The organism is Nonomuraea sp. NPDC050786, from assembly GCF_040654115.1.
Taxonomy (GTDB): Bacteria; Actinomycetota; Actinomycetes; order Streptosporangiales; family Streptosporangiaceae; genus Nonomuraea.
In genome coordinates this window covers 14,792-33,859 of record NZ_JBFAHJ010000034.1, presented here as the reverse complement: position 1 = coordinate 33,859, position 19,068 = coordinate 14,792, and the positions used below count along the sequence as shown (strand labels likewise).

The 19,068-nt window shown below is 71.8% G+C and carries 15 protein-coding genes; 9 read left to right on the top strand and 6 right to left on the bottom strand.

Going from position 1 to position 19,068, the window contains the following annotated elements; genetic code table 11:
* Positions 1–17 precede the first annotated feature (17 nt).
* Positions 18–704, top strand: a complete 687-nt coding sequence (locus AB0H84_RS42895; protein ID WP_357617797.1) for a helix-turn-helix domain-containing protein — start codon at positions 18–20, stop codon at positions 702–704.
* Here the strand turns inward: AB0H84_RS42895 and AB0H84_RS42890 are convergent.
* From AB0H84_RS42890 to AB0H84_RS42880, 3 genes are read right to left on the bottom strand one after another with little or no spacing between them, the layout of a single operon-like run.
* A complete protein-coding gene (locus AB0H84_RS42890; RefSeq protein WP_357617795.1) occupies positions 701–2,998 on the bottom strand; it encodes a xanthine dehydrogenase family protein molybdopterin-binding subunit in 2,298 nt (765 codons plus the stop codon). The genes AB0H84_RS42895 and AB0H84_RS42890 overlap by 4 nt on opposite strands.
* Positions 2,995–3,972 (bottom strand): xanthine dehydrogenase family protein subunit M, encoded by a 978-nt coding sequence (locus tag AB0H84_RS42885; protein WP_357617793.1) that lies wholly within the window; start codon positions 3,970–3,972, stop codon positions 2,995–2,997. The genes AB0H84_RS42890 and AB0H84_RS42885 overlap by 4 nt, the downstream gene beginning before the upstream one ends.
* Positions 3,969–4,484 (bottom strand): 2Fe-2S iron-sulfur cluster-binding protein, encoded by a 516-nt coding sequence (locus AB0H84_RS42880; RefSeq protein WP_357617791.1) that lies wholly within the window; start codon positions 4,482–4,484, stop codon positions 3,969–3,971. The genes AB0H84_RS42885 and AB0H84_RS42880 overlap by 4 nt, the downstream gene beginning before the upstream one ends.
* A gap of 250 nt (positions 4,485–4,734) precedes the next feature.
* Here AB0H84_RS42880 and AB0H84_RS42875 point away from each other — a divergent pair, with 250 nt between their 5' ends.
* The 3 genes from AB0H84_RS42875 (at position 4,735) to AB0H84_RS42865 (ending at position 6,677) form a co-directional block, all read left to right on the top strand.
* Entirely contained in the window at positions 4,735–5,175 is a 441-nt protein-coding gene (locus tag AB0H84_RS42875) for a DUF4396 domain-containing protein (protein WP_357617789.1), read from the top strand.
* Between the two features lie 31 nt (positions 5,176–5,206).
* Positions 5,207–5,617, top strand: coding sequence for a GNAT family N-acetyltransferase (locus AB0H84_RS42870; protein WP_357617788.1), 411 nt, complete (start codon positions 5,207–5,209; stop codon positions 5,615–5,617).
* Positions 5,618–5,798: 181 nt separating this feature from the next.
* Complete coding sequence (locus tag AB0H84_RS42865; RefSeq protein ID WP_357617786.1) at positions 5,799–6,677, top strand: alpha/beta hydrolase; 879 nt, start codon at positions 5,799–5,801, stop codon at positions 6,675–6,677.
* Positions 6,678–6,697: 20 nt separating this feature from the next.
* On the opposite strand, the gene ppk2 is transcribed toward AB0H84_RS42865, so the two are convergent.
* Positions 6,698–7,630 carry a polyphosphate kinase 2 gene (gene ppk2, locus AB0H84_RS42860; protein WP_357617784.1) on the bottom strand — a complete coding sequence of 311 codons (933 nt, stop codon included), beginning with the start codon at positions 7,628–7,630 and terminating at the stop codon, positions 6,698–6,700.
* A gap of 101 nt (positions 7,631–7,731) precedes the next feature.
* Between ppk2 and AB0H84_RS42855 the strand changes: the two genes are divergently transcribed.
* The 4 genes from AB0H84_RS42855 (at position 7,732) to AB0H84_RS42840 (ending at position 12,680) form a co-directional block, all read left to right on the top strand.
* Positions 7,732–8,934: a hypothetical protein gene (locus tag AB0H84_RS42855; protein ID WP_357617783.1), complete on the top strand. Its 1,203-nt coding sequence runs from the start codon at positions 7,732–7,734 to the stop codon at positions 8,932–8,934.
* Positions 8,935–9,041: 107 nt separating this feature from the next.
* Positions 9,042–10,079 (top strand): ABC transporter substrate-binding protein, encoded by a 1,038-nt coding sequence (locus AB0H84_RS42850; RefSeq protein ID WP_357617781.1) that lies wholly within the window; start codon positions 9,042–9,044, stop codon positions 10,077–10,079.
* Positions 10,076–11,623: a sugar ABC transporter ATP-binding protein gene (locus AB0H84_RS42845; protein WP_357617779.1), complete on the top strand. Its 1,548-nt coding sequence runs from the start codon at positions 10,076–10,078 to the stop codon at positions 11,621–11,623. The genes AB0H84_RS42850 and AB0H84_RS42845 overlap by 4 nt, the downstream gene beginning before the upstream one ends.
* Positions 11,616–12,680, top strand: a complete 1,065-nt coding sequence (locus AB0H84_RS42840) for an ABC transporter permease (RefSeq protein WP_357617777.1) — start codon at positions 11,616–11,618, stop codon at positions 12,678–12,680. Before AB0H84_RS42845 ends, AB0H84_RS42840 begins: the two co-directional genes overlap by 8 nt.
* 15 nt (positions 12,681–12,695) lie before the next feature.
* Here AB0H84_RS42840 and AB0H84_RS42835 read toward each other — a convergent pair whose 3' ends face one another.
* A complete protein-coding gene (locus tag AB0H84_RS42835) occupies positions 12,696–14,828 on the bottom strand; it encodes a BTAD domain-containing putative transcriptional regulator (RefSeq protein WP_357617775.1) in 2,133 nt (710 codons plus the stop codon).
* Between the two features lie 163 nt (positions 14,829–14,991).
* Positions 14,992–18,147 carry a BTAD domain-containing putative transcriptional regulator gene (locus AB0H84_RS42830; RefSeq protein ID WP_357617773.1) on the bottom strand — a complete coding sequence of 1,052 codons (3,156 nt, stop codon included), beginning with the start codon at positions 18,145–18,147 and terminating at the stop codon, positions 14,992–14,994.
* 266 nt (positions 18,148–18,413) lie between these two features.
* Here AB0H84_RS42830 and AB0H84_RS42825 point away from each other — a divergent pair, with 266 nt between their 5' ends.
* The gene (locus AB0H84_RS42825; RefSeq protein WP_357617771.1) at positions 18,414–19,061 is read left to right on the top strand and encodes a DUF305 domain-containing protein; all 648 of its coding nucleotides are present in this window, start codon (positions 18,414–18,416) and stop codon (positions 19,059–19,061) included.
* Positions 19,062–19,068 lie beyond the last annotated feature (7 nt).

Below are 19,068 nucleotides of genomic sequence, written 5' to 3'. Positions count from 1 at the left end.
AGATATAGACTTGAGCCGTGAGCACTGTCAAGCGGGTGGACAAGCGGACGGAACGATCCCGGCAGACCCGCGCGAAGATCGTCGCGGCGGCGCGGGAGCTGTTCCTCGAGCATGGATATGGGGCCACGAACCTCCAGGACGTCGCAGAGCGGGCCGGCGTCGCCGTGCAGACCATCTATTTCGTCTTCCGCAACAAGCGCGCGCTGCTGAAGGAGCTGGTCGACACCACCATCGCCGGTGACGACGAGCCGGTCGCCACCATGGACCGCCCCTGGTTCCGCGAGGCGTGCGCGGCGCCCACCGCCGCGGACCAGCTGCGGCAGCACGTGCACGGCACCCGGCTGATCCTCGACCGGGTCGCCCCCATCACGAAGCTCCTCGAGGCCGCCGCCGCCAACGATCCCGAGATCGCCACCATGTGGCCGGCCGAGGAGGATCCACGCTTCACGGTGCAGTCGGCCGCCGCGCAGGCCCTGGTCGCCAAGCCCGGCGCCCGCCCCGAGCTGTCCGCCGCGATGGCGGCCGACCTGCTGTACTGCCTGCTCAGCCCCGATCTCTACCTCGTCTTCGTCCGCGACCGCGGCTGGTCGCCGGCCCAGTGGGAGACCTGGGCTTACGAAACCCTGCACACCCAGCTGTGCGAAGGACCGGCGCGTTCAACCTCGTCGCGAAGAGGGAGCGAGGGGACCGTCCATGCAAGCTAGATCTGGAGCAGTTTGTCCGGCGTGATGGGCAGGTCGCGCACCCTTGTGCCGGTGGCGTGGTAGATCGCGTTGGCGATGGCCGCGGCCACGCCCACGATGCCCAGCTCGCCGATGCCCTTGGCGCCGAGCGGCGTCTGCGGGTCGGGCAGGTCCACGAAACGGACCTCGATGTCCGGCACGTCGGCGTGCGTGGGGATGTGATACTCGGCCAGGCTGGCATTGACGATCCGGCCCGAGCGCTCGTCGAACAGCGTCTCTTCCATCAGCGCCATGCCGATGCCCTGGATGATGCCGCCGCGCATCTGGCTCACGGCCTGCTTCGGCGAGACGATGCGACCGCCGTCGAACGCGCCGACCCAGCGTGAGACCCGCACCTCGCCGGTGTCCGCGTCCACCCGCACCTCCGCGAAGTGCGCGCCGTAGGTGCTGGTGGCTCGCTTGATCGTCTGGTACGGCAGCGCCGACTTGCCCGTCACCTCCACGTGGTCGCGTCCGGCCTGCTCAAGAATCCGCCGGTACGTCGCCCCGCGCCCGTCCCGGGTGAACAGGCCCTCGTCACGCGTCTCCACCTCCTCGACCCTTCGCCCGGCCAGTGGCGTCTCCTCGGCGAGTTTGAGGAGTTCGCGTACCAGCTCGTCGCGGGCCGACCAGATGGCCGAGGCGAGGGTGGTCGTGGCGGCGGAGGCGCCGGGGATGCGGGTCTTGGCCACGTCGGAGTCGCCGTGCAGGAAGCGGATCTTGTGCATGGGGACGCCGAGGCGCTGGGCCGCGGCCTGGGTCTGGGCGGTCGAGGTGCCGGCGCCGAGCTCGTTCGTGCTGCTGTGGATGGTGACGGTGCCGTCGGCGGAGAGCCGGAGCTTGACCGCGGCGATGAGGACGGTGTCGGGGTTGACGGCGGCGGCCATGCCCTGTCCGACGAGCCAGTGCCCGTCGCGGGTGGCCCTCGGGGCGGGGGCGCGCTCGCTCCAGCGGAACGCCTCCGCGCCGAGCGCGTACGCCTCGCGCAGGTGGCGGCTGGTGAAGCGGTGCCCGGAGACCGGGTCGCGGCCGGGTTCGTTGCGCAGGCGTAGGTCGAGCGGGTCGAGGCCGAGTTCCCAGGCGAGCTCGTCCATGGCCGACTCCAGCGCGAACGAGCCAGGGGTCACGCCCGGGCCGCGGAAGAAGGCGTTCTGGATGCGGTCCACCCGGACGACCCGCTGGTGCGCGGCGATGTTGGGGCACGCGTACAGGTGGCGCGAGGAGGCGATCGCGGCCTCGGCGAACTCGTCCGTCGTGCAGGTGGACAGGGCGTCGTGCACGATGGCGGTCAGGCGTCCTCGCTCGTCCGCGCCCAGCGCGATGCTGCTGCGGGTGGGCGCCCGGCCGCCGGTCATGTGGAACGTGTGCGTACGTGACAGCGCGAGCTTGACCGGGCGGCCCGCCAGTGCGGCGGCGGCCACGGTGAGCGCCACATGCGGCCAGGCCGGGGTCTTGCCGCCGAAGCCGCCGCCTATGTAGGGCGCCCGCACGTGGACCCGGCTCAGCGGCAGGCCGAACTTCTTGGCCAGCATCTCCTTGACCCCGTACGGGTACTGCGCGGTGTCGTGGACGGTGAGATCGCCGCCGTCCCAGGCGGCCACGGTGGCGTGCGGCTCCAGCGCGTTGTGGTACTCGAGCGGGGTGGTGTAGACGCCTCGCACGGTGACGGCCGCGCCGGCCAGCCCTGCGCGCACGTCGCCGACCACGGTCTTCGACTCCTCCAGCACGGAGTGGGCCGGCGTGTAGGCCGCCTCGTCCGTCATCGACAGCCGCGCGGGCTCGGGGGCGTACTCGACCTTGACGAGCCTGGCCGCGTGCTCCGCCTGCTCCTGCGTCTCGGCCACGACGACCGCCACCGGCTGGCCGTGCCAGAAGACCCGGTCCGTGTTCATGATCGGCAGGCTCATGGCGGCGGCGGCGACCGGGCCTTTGAGCGTGGCGTACGCGCCGGTGGGCCTCATCGGCGGCGCGTTCTCGTGCGTCATCACCAGCACGACCCCGGGTGCCGCGAGCGCCCGGGAGGAGTCGACGGCGGTGATGCGGCCCTTGGCCACCGCGCTGGGAACGGGGACGGCGTAGGCGAGCCGCGCGGGGGCGTGGTCGGCGGTGTACCGGATGCCGCCTGACACCTTCGCCGGTCCGTCGAGCCGGTCGACGTCGCGGCCGATCTCGCCGGGCCGGGTGGAGAGCGGGTCGTGGCGGCCGTCGGGCAGGAGCCTGGCCACCTTGCCCATGGCTCGCGTGGCGAGGCTGAAACCGCGGGCGATGACGTTCATGAGCGACCTGCCAGTTCGATCAGGGTACGCCGGACCAGCCGCCGGGCCAGTTCGACCTTGAACGCGTTCTGCTCCAGCGGGGTCGCCCCGGCGACCGCCTCCTCGGCGGCCCGCCCGAACGCCGCCTCGCCCGCCGCCGCTCCGGCCAGGAGCTGCTCGGCCGCGTACGCGCGCCACGGCTTGGGCGCCACCCCGCCGAGCGCGACACGTGCCCTGGTGATCCGGCCGTTCTCGACCCGCAGCGACGCGGCGACGCTCACCAGCGCGAACGCGTAGCTGGCCCGGTCCCTGACCTTGACGTAGTCGCCGTGGCCAGGCTGCTCCGGCGGCAGGTCCACGCTCGTGACGAGTTCGCCCTCGCGCAGCACCGTCTCCTGGTGCGGGGTCTCCCCGGGCAGGCGGTGGAAGTCGGTGATGGGCACGCTCCGTTCGCCGTCCCGGCCGGTGAGGTTGACGGTCGCGTCGAGGGCCGCCAGCGCCACGCACATGTCGGACGGATGCACGGCGACACAGCTCCGGCTCGCCCCGAGGACGGCATGCGCGCGGTTGAACCCGTCGAGGGCGGCACATCCCGCGCCGGGGACCCGCTTGTTGCAGGGGGCGCCGAGATCGTAGAAGTAGCGGCAGCGCGTCCGCTGCAGCAGGTTCCCGCCGACCGTCGCCCGGTTGCGCAGCTGCGGCGAGGCGCCCTTCAGCAGCGCCCGCGCGAGCACGGGGTAGCGCCGGCGGACCCGGTCGTCGGCGGCGACCTGCGAGTTGCGGGCCAGCGCCCCCAGGCGGAGCCCGCCGCCCGGCAGGTCCTCGACGGCGGAGAGTGGCAGGCGTGAGATGTCCACGACCAGCTCCGGCGTCTCCACCTCCTCCCGCATGAGGTCGAACAGGTTCGTCGCGCCGGCCAGGTATCTCGCCCGAGGTCCCGCCAGCCGGACCGCTCCGGACACATCCGCCGCGCGGACGTAGGCGAACTCCCTCATGCTCCGGCCACCTCTCTGACGGCGGCGACGATGCCGTTGTACGCGCCGCACCGGCACAGGTTGCCCGCCATGCGCTCCCTGATCTCGGCGTCGGTGAGCGCCGCGGGCGCGGTCAGGTCCCGGGTCTCGGCGCTGGGGCGGCCGTCGTGGTGCTCGGCCAGCATGGCGACGATCGAGCAGATCTGTCCGGACGTGCAGTAGCCGCACTGGAAACCGTCGTGTGCCTGGAACGCCTCCTGCACCTTGCCGCCCAGCTCGTGGCCCGCCATGGCCTCGACGGTGACGATCTCCATGCCGTCGCACTGGACGGCGGGCGTCAGGCAGGAGTTGATCCGCTCGCCGTCGGCAAGGACCGTGCAGGCACCGCAGGCGCCCTGGTCGCAGCCCTTCTTGGTGCCGGTCAGGTTCAGGTGCTCGCGCAGGCAGTCGAGCAGGCTGACGCGTGGATCGAGAGACAGGTCGTGCGCCTGCCCGTTCACGTGCAGGTGGAGCGGGATATGGCCAGTCATCATGCCCTCCGACTATTTCGTACATGGGTGTACGAGTTAATGCTGGCACCATACCCCGCCGGTGTATGGAGGGAACGATCCGGGGTGACCGCGCGGCGTTGTTCTATACACCATGGGGGTATAGGGTGTGCGGTCAGAGTGGCTGATTGAGCGAGAGGTAACAATGTCGGAATCGACGCACCATGCCGGACACGACGCTCACGATCCCGGTGAGGGGGGCGACCACCACGATCACGGGCATGAAGCGCATGCGATGAAGGCGACCTGGGGAGTCGCGGCGTCCGCGACGTTGCACTGCCTGACCGGTTGTGCCATCGGCGAGGTGCTCGGCATGGTGATCGCCACGGCGCTGGGCTGGGGCAACGGGCCCAGCATCATCCTGGCCATCGTGCTGGCGTTCTTCTTCGGCTACGCGCTCACGCTCCGCGGCCTCTTCCGCGCCGGCGTGGACTGGCGTACGGCGCTGCGGCTGGCGCTGGCCGCCGACACGCTCTCGATCCTCGTCATGGAGATCGTCGACAACGGCGTCATGGTGACCATCCCCGGCGCCATGGACGCCGGCCTCGGGACCGTGCTGTTCTGGGGCGCGCTGGCGATCTCGCTGCTGGTGGCCTTCCTCGTCACGACCCCGATCAACAAGTGGATCATCGGGCGGGGCAAGGGGCACGCGGTGGTCCACGCCTACCACCACTGACACCCGTGGGTCGCAGAAGGGGACGATCGAGATGAGCGCCGGATACGACGTACGGGCCGAGGCGCCGGCTGTGGAGGTCTACCGGCGGCTGCGCACGGCCTGCGGGCTGAACGCCAAGTCGGTCGAGGCGGCGACGGCCGGGCTGGCCGGCTCCTGGCACGCCGTCACCGTCTACCACGGCGCGGAACCGGTGGGGATGGGGCGGGTCATCGGAGACGGTGGATGTCACTTCCAGATCGTGGACATGTGCGTGCTGCCCGAGCATCAGGGGCGTGGGCTCGGCAAGCAGATCATGACCGCGCTGATGGCCGCGCTGGCCGAGCGCGCGCCGGCCACCGCCTACGTCTCCCTGATCGCCGACGGCGACGCCCGCCATCTGTATGAGAAGTACGGGTTCGCCGAGACGGCGCCCGAGTCGGTGGGAATGGCGCTCTTCCTCTGAGCCGGGGTCGGCGGCACGCCGGTTTCTAGGGGTGTCCTGATGATCGGCCGCTGAATAGCATGACCACGAACATGGGGGTGGAACGCCGGCACGTTCGTCCGCGCTGGTGCTCCGGCTTCTTCGCGACAGGCCGAAACACGTACGTCTACCGGATGCGGATGAACGATCGAAAGGCCTTTCCATGCCTACATCGCTATTGACCCTCACGGATGCGGCCGTCATCTCGACCGACAAGACCCGCATCGGCTACCGCAGCGTGGGAACCGGGCCGGCCCTTGTCCTGGTCCAGGGGGCCATGGGCACGTGCGAGAACTTCGTCGAGCTCGCCGGAATGCTCTCCGATTCGTTCACCGTGATCCTGCCCGACCGTCGCGGCCGCGGACTGAGCCCGCGCCCGTTCGAGCCCGGCCATCAGGTCGCGCGAGACGTCGAGGATCTCGCCGCGGTGCTCGACGCCACCGGCGCGACCGACGTCTTCGGGCTCAGCACCGGCGCGCTGGTGGCTCTCGAGGCCGCCCGCGTGCTCCCCGGCATCCGGCGCGTCGCGGCCTTCGATCCCCCCGTCTACCTCGACGGCCTGCCGGACAGGCTCATCGCCCGCTTCCACCGCGAGGCCGCCCGTGGCGACGTGCCCGGCATGCTGATCACCTCCATGAAGGTCACCCGCCTCGCCCCGAGGCTGGTCGAGCTCGTTCCCCGGCGCCTCCTGGAGGCCGGCATGCGCCTCTTCCTGCGCCGCGAGGCGCGGGGAGAGCCGGGGCGTTACGCCTCGACCGACGAGCTGGCCCGAGCGCTTCCCTACGAGGTCGCCATCGTCGAGGAGCTCCAGGACCTCGTGCGCTTCGCCGCCATCGACGCCGAGACCCTGCTCCTGGGCGCCGAGCACAGCCCGGCCTATATGCGAGCGGGACTGGCCGCCCTGGCCGGCATCATCCCCGCGGCCGAGCGGGTCGAGCTGGCCGGGGTCGGCCACGGCGCCGCCTGGAACGCCGATCAGGGCGGTGAGCCCCAGGCGGTGGCCCCCGCCCTGCGCCGCTTCTTCGGTCCTCGGCCGGATTGACGCGGACCTCGCGATGAGGGTCAGTCGGGCAGCCCGGTGTGGTCCTCGTCGTAGATGTCCGAGGCCGATCTGACGATGAGGGGGTCGGGCGTGCCGACCACCTCGTGGTCCTTGTCGTCGTAGTCGAACAGGCTGAGCACGTAGCGCATCGCCTCCAGCCGCCCGCGCTTCTTGTCGTTGCTCTTGATGACCGTCCAGGGCGCCTCGGGCATGTCGGTGTTGAGGAACATGTCCTCTTTGGCGGCGGTGTAGTCGTCCCATCTGTCGAGCGAGGCCAGATCCATCGGGGACAGCTTCCACTGCCGTACGGGATCGACCTGGCGGATGATGAAGCGGGTGCGCTGCTCGGAGCGGGTCACCGAGAACCAGAGCTTGATCAGGTGGATGCCGTCGCGCACCAGCGCCCTTTCGAATTGCGGCGCCTGCAGCATGAACTCCCGCCATTCGGCCTCGGTGCAGAAGCCCATCACCCGCTCCACCCCGGCCCGGTTGTACCAGGAGCGGTCGAACAGGACGATCTCCCCGGCCGCGGGCAGGTGGGCGATGTAGCGCTGCAGGTACCACTGGGTACGTTCGCGCTCCGACGGCTTCTCCAGCGCGACCACGGTGGCGCCGCGGGGGTTGAGGTGCTCCATGAACCGCTTGATCGTGCCGCCCTTGCCCGCGGCGTCGCGGCCCTCGAACAGGATGACCAGCCGCTCGCCGTTCGCCTTGACCCAGTACTGCAGCTTGACCAGCTCGATCTGCAGCAGCCGCTTGTAGTGCTGGTACTGCTCCCGCCCCAGCCGCTCCGGGTACGGGTAGTGCTCGCGCCAGGTGTCGACCCGGGTGCCGTCGGGACGCAGCAGCACGGGATCTTCGTCGTCGCTGTCGTCCACCAGCAGGCCCGGCGTCGAGTCCAGAAGATTCTCCTCGTCCACGTCAACCGCCTCGCCTCTCTCACGCTTCGGCACCCCGTACCCACCAGACCATCAGCATCACGCCACATGCGTTGGCCGGGTGACCCCAAAAAGCGGACAATAGGGATAAGCCACTTGGACGTGGGGGGACGCCCATGGTTGACATCGATGTTCCGATCTGGGCCGCCCGGCTGCGGGTCCTGCGCCGCGCGCGCCTGTGGAGCCGCCGGGAGCTGGGCAGGCGCCTGGCAGACGTGGCGGACGAGACGTCGCGTGATCAGCTGCCCGCGCCGGAGACGCTCGGTTCGATGATCCATCTCTGGGAGACCGGAGCGCGGCGGCCCGGCGAGTCGCACGCGGAGTTGCTCTGCCGGGCGTTCGGCCTGGGGGAGGCGGAGCTGTTCGTCGGGGACGCGGCCGGCACCACGCTCTGGCACTACCTCACGGGCATTCCGCTGCGGTCGGGGATGTTCGCGGCCGAGGAGGAGGAGCGCACCGGCCGGGCGATCGAGGCGCCCCAGCGGGCCGACGAGGGGACGGTGCGTTACTTCAGGACCATCCTCGACGCCTACAGCCGTACCGATCTGCGGCCCGCCGACCTGATCAACGTGCTGCGGCCGGTCTTCGCCGGGATCGAGGAGTTCCACCGCGACGCCGCTCCGTCCGTCAGGCGGGCCTTGCTGGGGCTCGCCGCGGAGAACGCGGAGCTGATCAGCCGCATGCACCACGAGGCCGGCGACCCTGACCGGGCGCTGGCGTGGTCGGACGAGGCCATCCGCGACGCCCGTGAAGCGGCGGACGCGCCGCTGGAGGCGTACGCGCTCGCCCAGCGGGGCGGTCTCTCCGACGCCACCGGTGATCCCGGCCGGCTCGTGGACCTCGCCGTCGCCGCCCGTGAACGCGCCGAACTCGCGCCGCGGGTGGACGCCCTGGCACGGCAGCACGAAGCGCAGGGTCACGCCCTCGCCGGGGACGTGGACATGTGCCATCGCCGCCTGGAGGAGTCGGCGCAGTCGCTGGAGGAGCCGGGCGACGACCCGCCCTACCGGTTCGACAGCTCCGCCGAGGCGCACCACGCGCTCTGCGCCGGGTGTCTCGTCGATCTCGGTCAGGCCGGCGGCGCCATCGAGATCCTGGAGCAGGAGCCGCCGAAGGCGCAGCCGGCTTACGCCATCGCCTACGCCATGGCCCGCATGGCGCACGCGTACGCCGACGCCCACGAAAGGGAGCGGTGGGCCGAGACGGCCCGTCAGGCCCTTGCCCTGGCCAGGCGGAGCGGCGCGTCGCGGGCGCTGCGGGAACTCGCCAGGGTCCAGGTACCGCACCAGGTCGTGCGGCACAGGCGCATCCTGCTGTAGCCGCCACGCGGAGCCGGGTAATGACTTCTTTTCCCGTTATTGGTTTCAAGCCAGTGACGTGCAGAGCTTTGCTGAAGGGACCAACCGTTCAAGCTGGATGAAGAGTCATGGCCCGCTCCCGTATCGTCTTCTCGCTCTCGCTGGTCGCGGCCATCGCGCTGGTGGCGCTGGTGCTCGGCGTGGTGGGCGGCCGGGCGACGAGTTCGGCCGGGCGGCCGGCGGGCGGCGGCCCGGCGGGGGCGGCGAGCGGCAAGAAGATCGATGTGATCATCAAGGCGAGCGACTCCTCGTTCTGGCAGACGATGATCGCCGGCGCGAAGCAGGCGGGCGGGGATTTCGGTCTCACCGTGAGCACCTTCGGCCCGACGTCCGAGACGAACATCGACCAGCAGGTGCAGCTGGTGGAGAACTCCATCTCCCGGGGCGTCGACGGGCTCGTCATCGCGCCCAACTCCTCCAGCGCCCTGAACTCGGCGATCGACCGGGCACGCAAGGCGGGACTCAAGGTCATCACCGTGGACAGCCGCGTGACCACCGCCTCGGAGGGGTTCATCGGCACCGACAACGTCAAGGCCGGCACGCAGGCGGGCAAGCGCATGTGCGAGCTGCTCAAGGCGCAGAACAGGACGAGCGGCAGCGTCATGATCGAATCGTCCGTGGCCGGCATCCAGTCACTCGTCGATCGGGACGCCGGCTTCAAGCAGGGCATCGCGAACAACTGCCCGCAGGTCAAGGTGGCGCTGCAGCGCTACAACAACAACGACATCAACACCGCGGCGTCGCAGGTCAACGACGCGCTGACCGCCGACCCGAGCCTCGCGGGGGTGTTCGCCGACAACAACACCTCGGGCGTCGGCGCGGCCCGGGCGATCCAGGACAACCACGCCACCGCGACCGTACCCGTCGTGGCGTTCGACTCCGACCCGCAGGAGAACGCCGCGCTCGCCGCCGGCACCATCGACGCGCTCGTGGTGCAGAACCCCTACTTCTTCGGCTACCAGGGTGTGCTGGCGGCCGGGATGGCCACGGTCGAACGCATCCCGCCGCGTGACATCGATCCGGGGGCGGTCGTGGCCGACGTGGGGAACATGACGGCGCCCGATGTGAAGCAACTGCTCAACCCGCCGACGATGAAGGCGGGATGATGGCGCGTCCGGTCGTCGAGCTGCGCGGCGTCTCCAAGGCGTTCGGCTCCGTACAGGCGCTCAGCGACGTCTCGCTCCGCCTGCTGCCCGGCCAGGTGCACTGCCTCGCCGGGGAGAACGGCGCGGGGAAGTCGACCCTGATCCGGGTGCTGACGGGCGCGCTGCGCCGCGACAGCGGCAGCTACGAGATCGACGGCCGGCCGGTCACCGCGCCGACCCCGGCGGCCCTGCGTACGGCCGGCGTCCAGGCCGTCTACCAGGAGCTCAGCCTGCTGCCGCACCTGTCGGTCGCGGAGAACCTGTTCATGGGCCGCCTGCCGGCCCGTACCGGGATCATCGCCAGGGGCCGGCTGCAGACCCAGGCCAGGAAGGCCCTGGACGAGGTCGGCCTGACGGAGCTCAGCCCGCAGGCGATCGTCGAACGGCTCCCGGCGGCCACGCGCCAGCTCGTGGAGATCGCCAAGGTGCTGACCGCGGAGTCCGTCAAAGTGATCGTCTTCGACGAGCCGACCACGGCGCTCACCGAGGCGGAGTCCGAGCGGCTGCTCCAGCACATCCTGCGGCTGCGCGAGCGCGGCATCGCGATGCTCTACGTGACCCACCGGCTCGAGGAGATGTTCGAGATCGGCGACTGGGTGACCGTCCTGCGGGACGGGGGCCTGTCCGAGGCCGGGCCGATCAGCGAGTACGACGAGGACCGGCTGATCACCGCCATGGTCGGCCGGGAGATCAGCTCGCTGTATCCGGAGGCCCACCGGCACGCGGGAACGCCCGCGCTGCGGGTCCGGGGGCTGCGCCGGTTCGAGCGCTCGCCGAGCATCGACCTGCACGTCGGGGCCGGGGAGATCCTCGGCATCGGAGGGCTGCTGGGGGCGGGGCGGAGCGGGCTGCTGCTGTCCGTCTTCGGCGCCGTGCCCATCGCGGCCGGCCGCCTGGAGGTCGCGGGCAGGCCGGTGAGACCGTCCGGACCGCGCGCGATGATGAACGCCGGGGTGGGGCTCCTCACCGAGGACCGCAAGGTGCTGGGACTGCTGCCGGAGCTGTCGATCCGGGAGAACGTCACCATCGCGAGCCTGCGCCGCGGCTCCCGCCGCGGTCTCCTGCCCGGCCGCGAGCAGGCCGAGGAGGCCGACCGGCTGCTCGACAGCCTCCGGCTGCGCGCCGGTTCGTACGACCAGCCGGTCTCGACGCTGTCCGGCGGCAACCAGCAGAAGGTGCTGCTCGCGCGCTGGCTGCTCACCAAGCCGAAGGTGCTGATGTTCGACGAGCCCACGAAGGGCATCGACGTCGGGGCCAAGGGCGAGCTCTACACCGTCATCGGTGACCTGGCGGCGAGCGGGCTGGGGATCATCGTGGTCTCGTCGTACCTGCCCGAGCTGCTGGGACTGGCCGACCGCATCCTCGTGCTGCGTGACGGGGCGGTCGCGGGCGAGCTGCCCGGGACGGCCACCGAGGAGGACGTGCTCCGCCTGGCGAGCGGTGGCGGAGGCGGCGAGCCCCCGGCCGCTCCGGGCGATCAGGGAGGGACGGGCCGGGATGCCTAGGATGATCTGGCGGGAGCCGATAGAGACCACGACGATCACCAGCAAGCCGCCCGGAGGCGAAGCGGACGGCGCTTCGGCGCCGGCACCCGGGGCGAGGCGGCGGGTCATCACGCTCGGAGACATCGCCGGACGGGAGAGCGGCGGCCTGGTCGTGCTGCTCGTGGCGATCGGCGTCCTCACGCTCGCCAGCGACGAATTCCTCACCGGCAACAACCTGGCCAACCTCGCCCGCCAGGTCGCCATCTTCGCGATCATCGCGGTCGGCCAGCTCCTGGTCATCCTGACGGCCGGGATCGACCTGTCGGTCGGGTCGGTCCTCGGCCTGTCGGGCGCCTCCACCGCGCAGTTCCTGGTGGCCGGCGTGCCGATCGTGCCGTCGATCCTGCTCGGAGTGGGGATCGGCACCGGGCTCGGGGCCGTCAACGGCCTGCTGGTGACCCGGGCCCTGCTGCCGCCGTTCATCGCGACCCTGGGCATGCTCGGCATCGCCCGCGGAATGGTCCTGCTCAGCACCGACGCGCAGACCATCCAGGGTGTGCCGGACGCGTTCCAGGCCATCGCCAACGGCACGGTCCTGGGCATCCCCAACCTGCTCATCATCGCCGCCGCGGTCACCGCCGTGGTGTGGTTCGTGCTCACCCGGACGGTCTTCGGCCGCTACATCTACGCCGTCGGCTCCAACCCGGAGTCGGCGCGCCTCGCCGGCGTCCCCGTGCGCATGGTGACGATCTCGGTGTACCTGATCTCGGGCCTGCTCGCCGGCCTCGGCGGGGTGCTGCTCGCCTCCCGCCTGGGAGCGGGCATCCCCACCGCGGGCACCGGCTTCGAGCTCAGCGCGATCGCGGCCTGCGTCATCGGCGGCGCCAGCCTCTTCGGCGCGAAAGGCAGCGCGATCGGCGCCGCCACCGGAGCGCTGATCATGGGCGTGCTCAACAACGGCGGCAACCTCCTGGCGATCAACGCCTTCTACCTCCAGATCGCCATCGGCGTGCTCATCCTCGTCGCGGTCGGGTTCGACCAGCTGAACACCCGGCGGTCCGCCGCGGGCGGCGGCTGACACAGAGGCAACGCCTCACCTGACGGTGATCTCCGTGCCGAGACCGGCGGCCGCCTGCTCGTAGCGTGCCGGGGGCTGGTCGCAGCGGCGGGACACGTCGTCGCGGGTCTCGAACAGGTGCATGGCGGCGGAGGCGAGCTCCGAGCACAGCTCGTACGCTCCCAGCGCCTCGCTCTGGCTGACCGCCGCCACGATGCCCGCTCGTTCGGCGTCCACCCAGGCGAGCGGGTCCCGTACGAGGCGTTCGGTGGTCTCCGGGCCGGGCGACCAGTGGATGCTGCGGACCCGCGGCACGCGGTGCTCTCCGCCGCACCACCGGAGGTGCGCCTGGCGGGTGAGGGCGAGCCAGGCGCTCAAGGCGCGGCGCACCGCGGCGAGACGTTCGTCCTCGGGCTCGTCGGCCTTGGCGCGTTCTCGCGCGTACGCGCGCGTCAGGTCGTGGAAGCGGAAGCGCGCCTGACCCGTCCGGTCACGGCCGGCGACGTCGAGGAGGCGGACGTCCACCAGCTGCTCGAGCAGGTCCTCGGCCTCGGTGTGCGGCAGGTCGAGCAGGGCGGCGGCGGCCCAGGCGGCGAAGTCCGGGGCCTCCAGCAGGCCGAGCAGGCGGAACAGCCTCCGCGCCGCCGGGTCCAGGTCCCGGTGGTCCACGGCGAGGCCGTCCCGCACCGACAGGGAGCCGTGGGTGAGCCCGTGCAGGCGGCCGCGGGCGTCGCTCAGCCTGGTGACCAGCTGGTCCAGGCCCCAGTGCGGCCGGGCGGCGAGCTTGGCGCCGGCGATCCGGACCGCCAGCGGCAGGCCACCGCAGAGCTGGACGAGCCTGCCCGCCTCGCCGGGCGCCCCGGCCGCCCGCCCGGCGCCGATGACGTGCCGCAGGAGTTCGAGCGCCTCGCCGTGCGGCATCACCGGCAGCTCGATCATCCGCGCCGCGGGCAGGGCCGTCAGGCGGCGCCTGCTGGTGATCAGGACCGCGCACCCTGGCGTGCCCGGCAGGAGCGGGGTGAGCTGCCCTTCGTCCGCCGCGTCGTCGAGCACCACCAGGTAGCGCCGGTCGGCCAGCCTGCCGCGGTACAGTTCCGCCCGCTCCTCCAGCCCGGCCGGGACGGCGGCGCCGTCGATCCCGAGCATGCGCAGGAGCCGGGCCAGCGCCTCCTCCGGGTCCGTGGGACGGTTGTCCTCGCCGCGCAGCTTGATGTACAGCTGCCCGTCGGGGAAGTCCCGCCGGAGGCGGTGCGCGACGTGGACGGCCAGGGCGGTCTTGCCCACTCCCGCCTGACCCGAGATCACGCACAGGGGCAACGTCGGCGCGGTCCGCACGGCGCCCCCGGAAGCCGTCGCCTGCCCCGGGCAGAGCGCCTCGACCGCGGACGACAGCTCCGCCTGCCTGCCGACGAAGTCGGCGATGTCCGGCGGCACCTGGCAGATGCCTCTGCCCTCCTGCCGGGACGTGACGGCTGGCAGGTTGCCGCCGAGGATCATGGCCTGCAGGCGTTTCAGGTCCTCCCCGGGCTCGACGCCCAGCTCTTCCACGAGCACGTCGCGGGCCTGCCGGTAGGCGTCCAGCGCCTTGTCCCGCTGTCCCGCGCGTGCGTACGCCAGCATGAGGAGGTACCACGTCCTCTCCCGCAGCGGCTGCTCGATCAGCAGGCGGCGGAGATCACCGGTGACCTCCTGCGAGTGACCCAGGCGGAGTTTCAGCTCCGCGTAGTCGAGGCGCGCCTGCGTGCGCCACTCCTCCACCTCGGCGAGGCCGGTGAGCAGGTCGTCCCGCAGCGGGGTGCCCTCGGCGGGCCGCCCGCGCCACAGCGCCAGCGCGCGCCCGAACCGCTCGACCGCGGACTCGGTCTCGCCCCTTTCGGCCTCCAGCCGGGCCAGCCGTACCTCCTGGTCGAAGGTGAGCAGATCGACCTCCTCCGTACCGGCCTGGAGCAGGTAGCCGGAGCCCTTGGTGAGGAGGCGGGTCCCTGTCGGCAACGACTTTCTCAGCTGCCCGACGTACGTGTGCAGGTTGGAGACCGCCGAGTGGGGAGGCTTGTCCCACAGCGCGGCGATCAGCCGGTCCTTGGACACCGTGGTGTTGACGTTGAGCAGCAGACTGGCCAGGACCACGCTCTGCTTGCCGCTCAGCTCGATGGAATGCGTTCCGCTCACACGGACACATATCGGCCCCAGGATGCCGAAGGTCACTTCCGTCAAACCGTGCTCCCGCTGATGATCAACCCGAACAGCGACCGCTGGCCACCTTCCGGCATAGCCGCATAAAGGGCGCATGCTCACAGCAAGGCGGATATGCGGACACGGCGGGCCGCCGCGCTCAGAGTCCGGCGAGTACGCCGTGCTGCGCGGGCGCGCCCAGCTCGGCCAGCACCGCCTGCGCCCGCCGCCGGGCGGAACGGGCGCCGCGCTCGTTACCCGTCCGCTCGCGCGCCCGCCCCAGGACGACCAGCGCACGGGCCAGGCCGAGCCGCTGACCGGTGCGGGTGAAGGTGCGCACCGCCCGCTCGCACTGCCGGACGCACTGGTCGTACTCGCGCTCGCCGAGATCGGCGACGGCCAGCGCGATCCGGGCCCGGCCCGCGCCCAGGACCCATCCCCGAGCCGCCCTGCGCAGCGCGGAGCCGGCGTGGGCGCGGGCCTCCCGGTAGCGGCCCTCGTGGGAGGCCAGCTCCGACAGAGCGAGCGCGGCCTCGACGCCGCCCTGGTGATGACCGAGCTCTTCGGCCTGGCGCCAGGCGGCCTGTAGCCGGTCACCGGCCTGCTGACCGAGGCCGAGCTCCGCCCGCGCCAGGCCGATCAGTGCGAGGACCTCATGGCCGTGGTCCTCGATCTGCCTGGCCAGGGCGAGCATCTCCCTTCTGGCCAGCAGGGCCTGCAGGTGCCGCTCGGCGTCGGCGTGCACGGCGGCTATCGCGTCCAGCGCCGAGACCTGCCCGTACACCATCCCGGCCGACGAGGCGAGCCTCAGCGCGCGCCGCAGGATCGGCAGGGCCTCCCCGAGCCGCCCCTGCTCCTGCCGGACCTCCCCGAGCCCGACCAGCGTCAGCGCCTGCAACTCCTTGGGGCCGATCTCCTCGGCCATGGCCATCGCCTGTTCCAGGCACTCCTCGGCGTCCGCCAGCCTCCCCCGTTGGCGCAGCATCACGCCGAGGTTGTTGACGCCGGAGGCCTGGCGCCCCCTGTCGCCGAGCGACTCGTAGATCCGCAGCGCCTGGCGCGTCTTGGTGACGGCCTGCCTGGACGAGCCGACCAGCGCGAGCGCCGAGCCTTCGGCGCGGAGGGCGTCCGCTTCGCCGCTTCGCCATCCGGCCTTACGGCAGGACGCTGTCGCGCGGCCCAGTTCCTCGGCCGAGAGCCGGTAGTCGCCGGTGCAGACGTGCGCCAGGCCGAGTGACAGGCGCATGGCGGCCTCGCCGAGCACGTCGCGGTCCCGCTGCGCGCTCGCCAGCCCGAGCCGGGCCAGCCGCAGCCAGACGGGCAGCCAGCGCTTGCGGTAGAGCACGGCACGCATGGCATGCGCGAGCCGCCAGACGATCCCGTCCATCCGCAGCTCGGCGGCGTGCTCGATGGCCGCGGTGACGTTCACCCACTCGCTCGTGAGCCACGCGTCCGCGTCCTGGGGGGAGTCGAAGTGCACGGCGGGCGGCTCGTCCAGCAGGTCCACCGGGCGGGAGTAGGCCACGTCCGCCACCGCGGCGACGCTGTGCAGGTAGAACTCCAGCAGGCGCAGGACGGCGGCGCGGTCGTCCTCGGCGCTGCCCGTCTCGCGGGCGAACTCCGCCACCAGGTCGTGGCAGGTGTAGCGGCCCGCCCCCGTCTCGGTGGCCAGGTGGACCCGGGTGAGGGCGTTCAGCAGGGCTTCCGCCTCGGCGACGCCCACGTCGGCGAGGGCCGCGGCCGCGCGGGTGGTGATGCCGTCACCGGGGACCAGGTTCATCAGGCGGAACATCCTGCGGGCCGCCCCGGAGAGCGCCTGGTACGACAGGGACAGCGCCTGACGCACGGCCGCGCCCTCGTCCCCCTCGATGTGCAGCCCCGTCAGCCGTCCGTGCTCGGTCAGCTGCTTCACGTAGCCGGCGATCGTCAGGTGCGGATGATCCGCCAGCCGGGCGCCGGCGACCCTGAGCGCGAGGGGCAGGTGCCCGCACAGGCGGACGAGCTCGGCGGCGGCGTCCGGTTCGGCGTCGATCCTGCCGCGGCCCGCGGTGCTCGCCAGGAGTTCCAGGGAGGACTCAGGAGGCAGGCCGTCCAGCGCGATGCGCTGCGCTCCCTCCAGCGCCACCAGGCCGGTGAGCCGATCGCGGCTCGTGACGAGCGTCAGGCAGCGCGGCTCGCCCGGAAGCAGGGGCCGCACCTGTGCGGAGCCGGCCGCGTTGTCCAGCACGATGAGCATCCGGCGCCCGGCCAGCGACGACCGGTAGAGCGAGAGCTGCGCCTGCGGGTCCACCGGCACGTCCTGAGCCGGGTGGCCCAGGGCGATGAGCAGCCGCGCGAGCGGATCGGCGGTGGCCGCGCCCTGGTCGAAGCCATGCAGATCGAGGAAGAGCTGCCCGTCGGGGAACAGCTCCGCGTGCTCGTGCGCCCAGTGCAGCGCCAGGCTCGTCTTGCCGATGCCCGCGGGGCCGACGATGGCGACGGTCCTGGCGGAGCCCTCGCTGAGCAGGCCGAGCCGGTCGAGCTCGGCCTGCCGGTCGAGCAGCCGGCCGGGAGCGAACGGCAGCTGGCGGGGCCTCGCCGGCGCCGCCGACGACTTCGCGCGCAGCAGCCGGCCGTGCAGCTCGCGGAGCGAAGGGGCCGGCTCCGTGCCGAGCTCCTCCCGCAGGTGGTCGCGGAGCCGGTGGTAGACGTCCAGCGCCTCGGCCGTCCTGCCGGTCGCGGCCAGGGCCCGCATGAGCTGGCCGTGCGGACGCTCTCTGGAGGGGTGCGCGACGACGACGGCCCGCAGCTCGGTGACGACCTCCGCGGCCCACCCCTGGGTCAGCATCAGCTCCGCCCGCTCCTCGACCGCGCCGGCGTGCAGCTCCCAGAGGCGCGCGACCGCGGCCTGGGCGAACGGGTGATCGATCTCCGGCAGCGGCGGGCCGCCCCACAGCGCGAGTGCCTGCTCGTAGAGGGGCAGCGCGTCCTCCGCGGTGGCGCGCCGCGCCTGACCCACGAGGTCGGCGAACACGTCGGAGTCCAGCTCGCCGGGTCCCACGTGAAGGATGTAGCCGCGATCGCAGGTGGTGATCAGCTCGCTGCCGCACGCGGCCCGGAGCTTGGCGATCAGCATGCGGATCCTGGAGCGGTACGTATCGGGTACCGTCTCGCCCCAAAGGACGTCCGCCAGGAAGTCGGCCGACACCGGGGCGCCGGCGTTCAGCAGCAGCACGGCCAGCACCGTCCGCTGCTGGGGCGGCAGCAGGACCTCCGTTGTCTCGATCATGACCTGCACGCCGCCGAGGATCCGGAAGCCGTGGGTCTTTCTCGACATAACGGGACTGTAAGCGATCAATAACTGGTCGGGTGAGCGTTCACGGAGGAAAGTCAGCCCTGGAGGGGGTCGGCCCTGTGGCCGCACTGGAGCGGGGAGGCGCCGCGGGGCCGAGCCGACCTGGGCGGCGGGCGGTTCGGCCCTACCGGCGAAGGACGTTGGTCCTGGTCATGAGGGTCCTGCGGCCCTGTCCCCGCACGGCGGCCCCCTTCAGTCTTGAAGGCAGTGAAAGTGCAATCCGGGGACAGAGCGTTGGGGGCCGGGGCATGAAACGGTCAACAGTGGCGAGGATCGCGGCCGGCTCCGCGCTGGCGGCCGTGGCGGCCGGCGCCACTGTGGCGGCCACCGATGTGGTGCAGCAGGTCACCCAGATCACGTCCGGGCAGCAGAGCGCCGCACCGGCCGAGCGGGGCATGGCGGCGCCTTACCGGCCCATGCGCGACGCGAACGTGACCGATGAGGCCGACTATCTGGCCCGTATGGTGGCGCGCCATCACGAAGCAGTGGCGGCGGCCCGGCAGCTCCAGCGCTCACAGCGGCCCCAGATGCGCGCGCTCGGAGCCTCGATCGCGAAGACGCAGAACGCCGAGATCAGCACGATGAGGGCCTGGCTGGACCGGTGGTATCCGAGGCGTTCGGACACGGAGACCGGCTACCCCCCGATGATCCGCGATATGTCCAGGCTGTCGGGCGACGCGCTGGACGAGGCGTTCCTGTGTGACATGACCGACCATCAGATGATGGGGGTGGTGATGTCTCAGCAGTTGCTGATGTCCGGGCGCGCCCGGCATCAGGAGGTCGCCGCGTTCGCCGTCAAGACGCGCGATGCCGAGCGTGCCGAGGTCTTCCGGATGCAGCGGGACCTGGCCGACCGGTTCGGCGGCTGGGCCGTTCCCTGCGAGATGCAGGGCTGACCGGCGA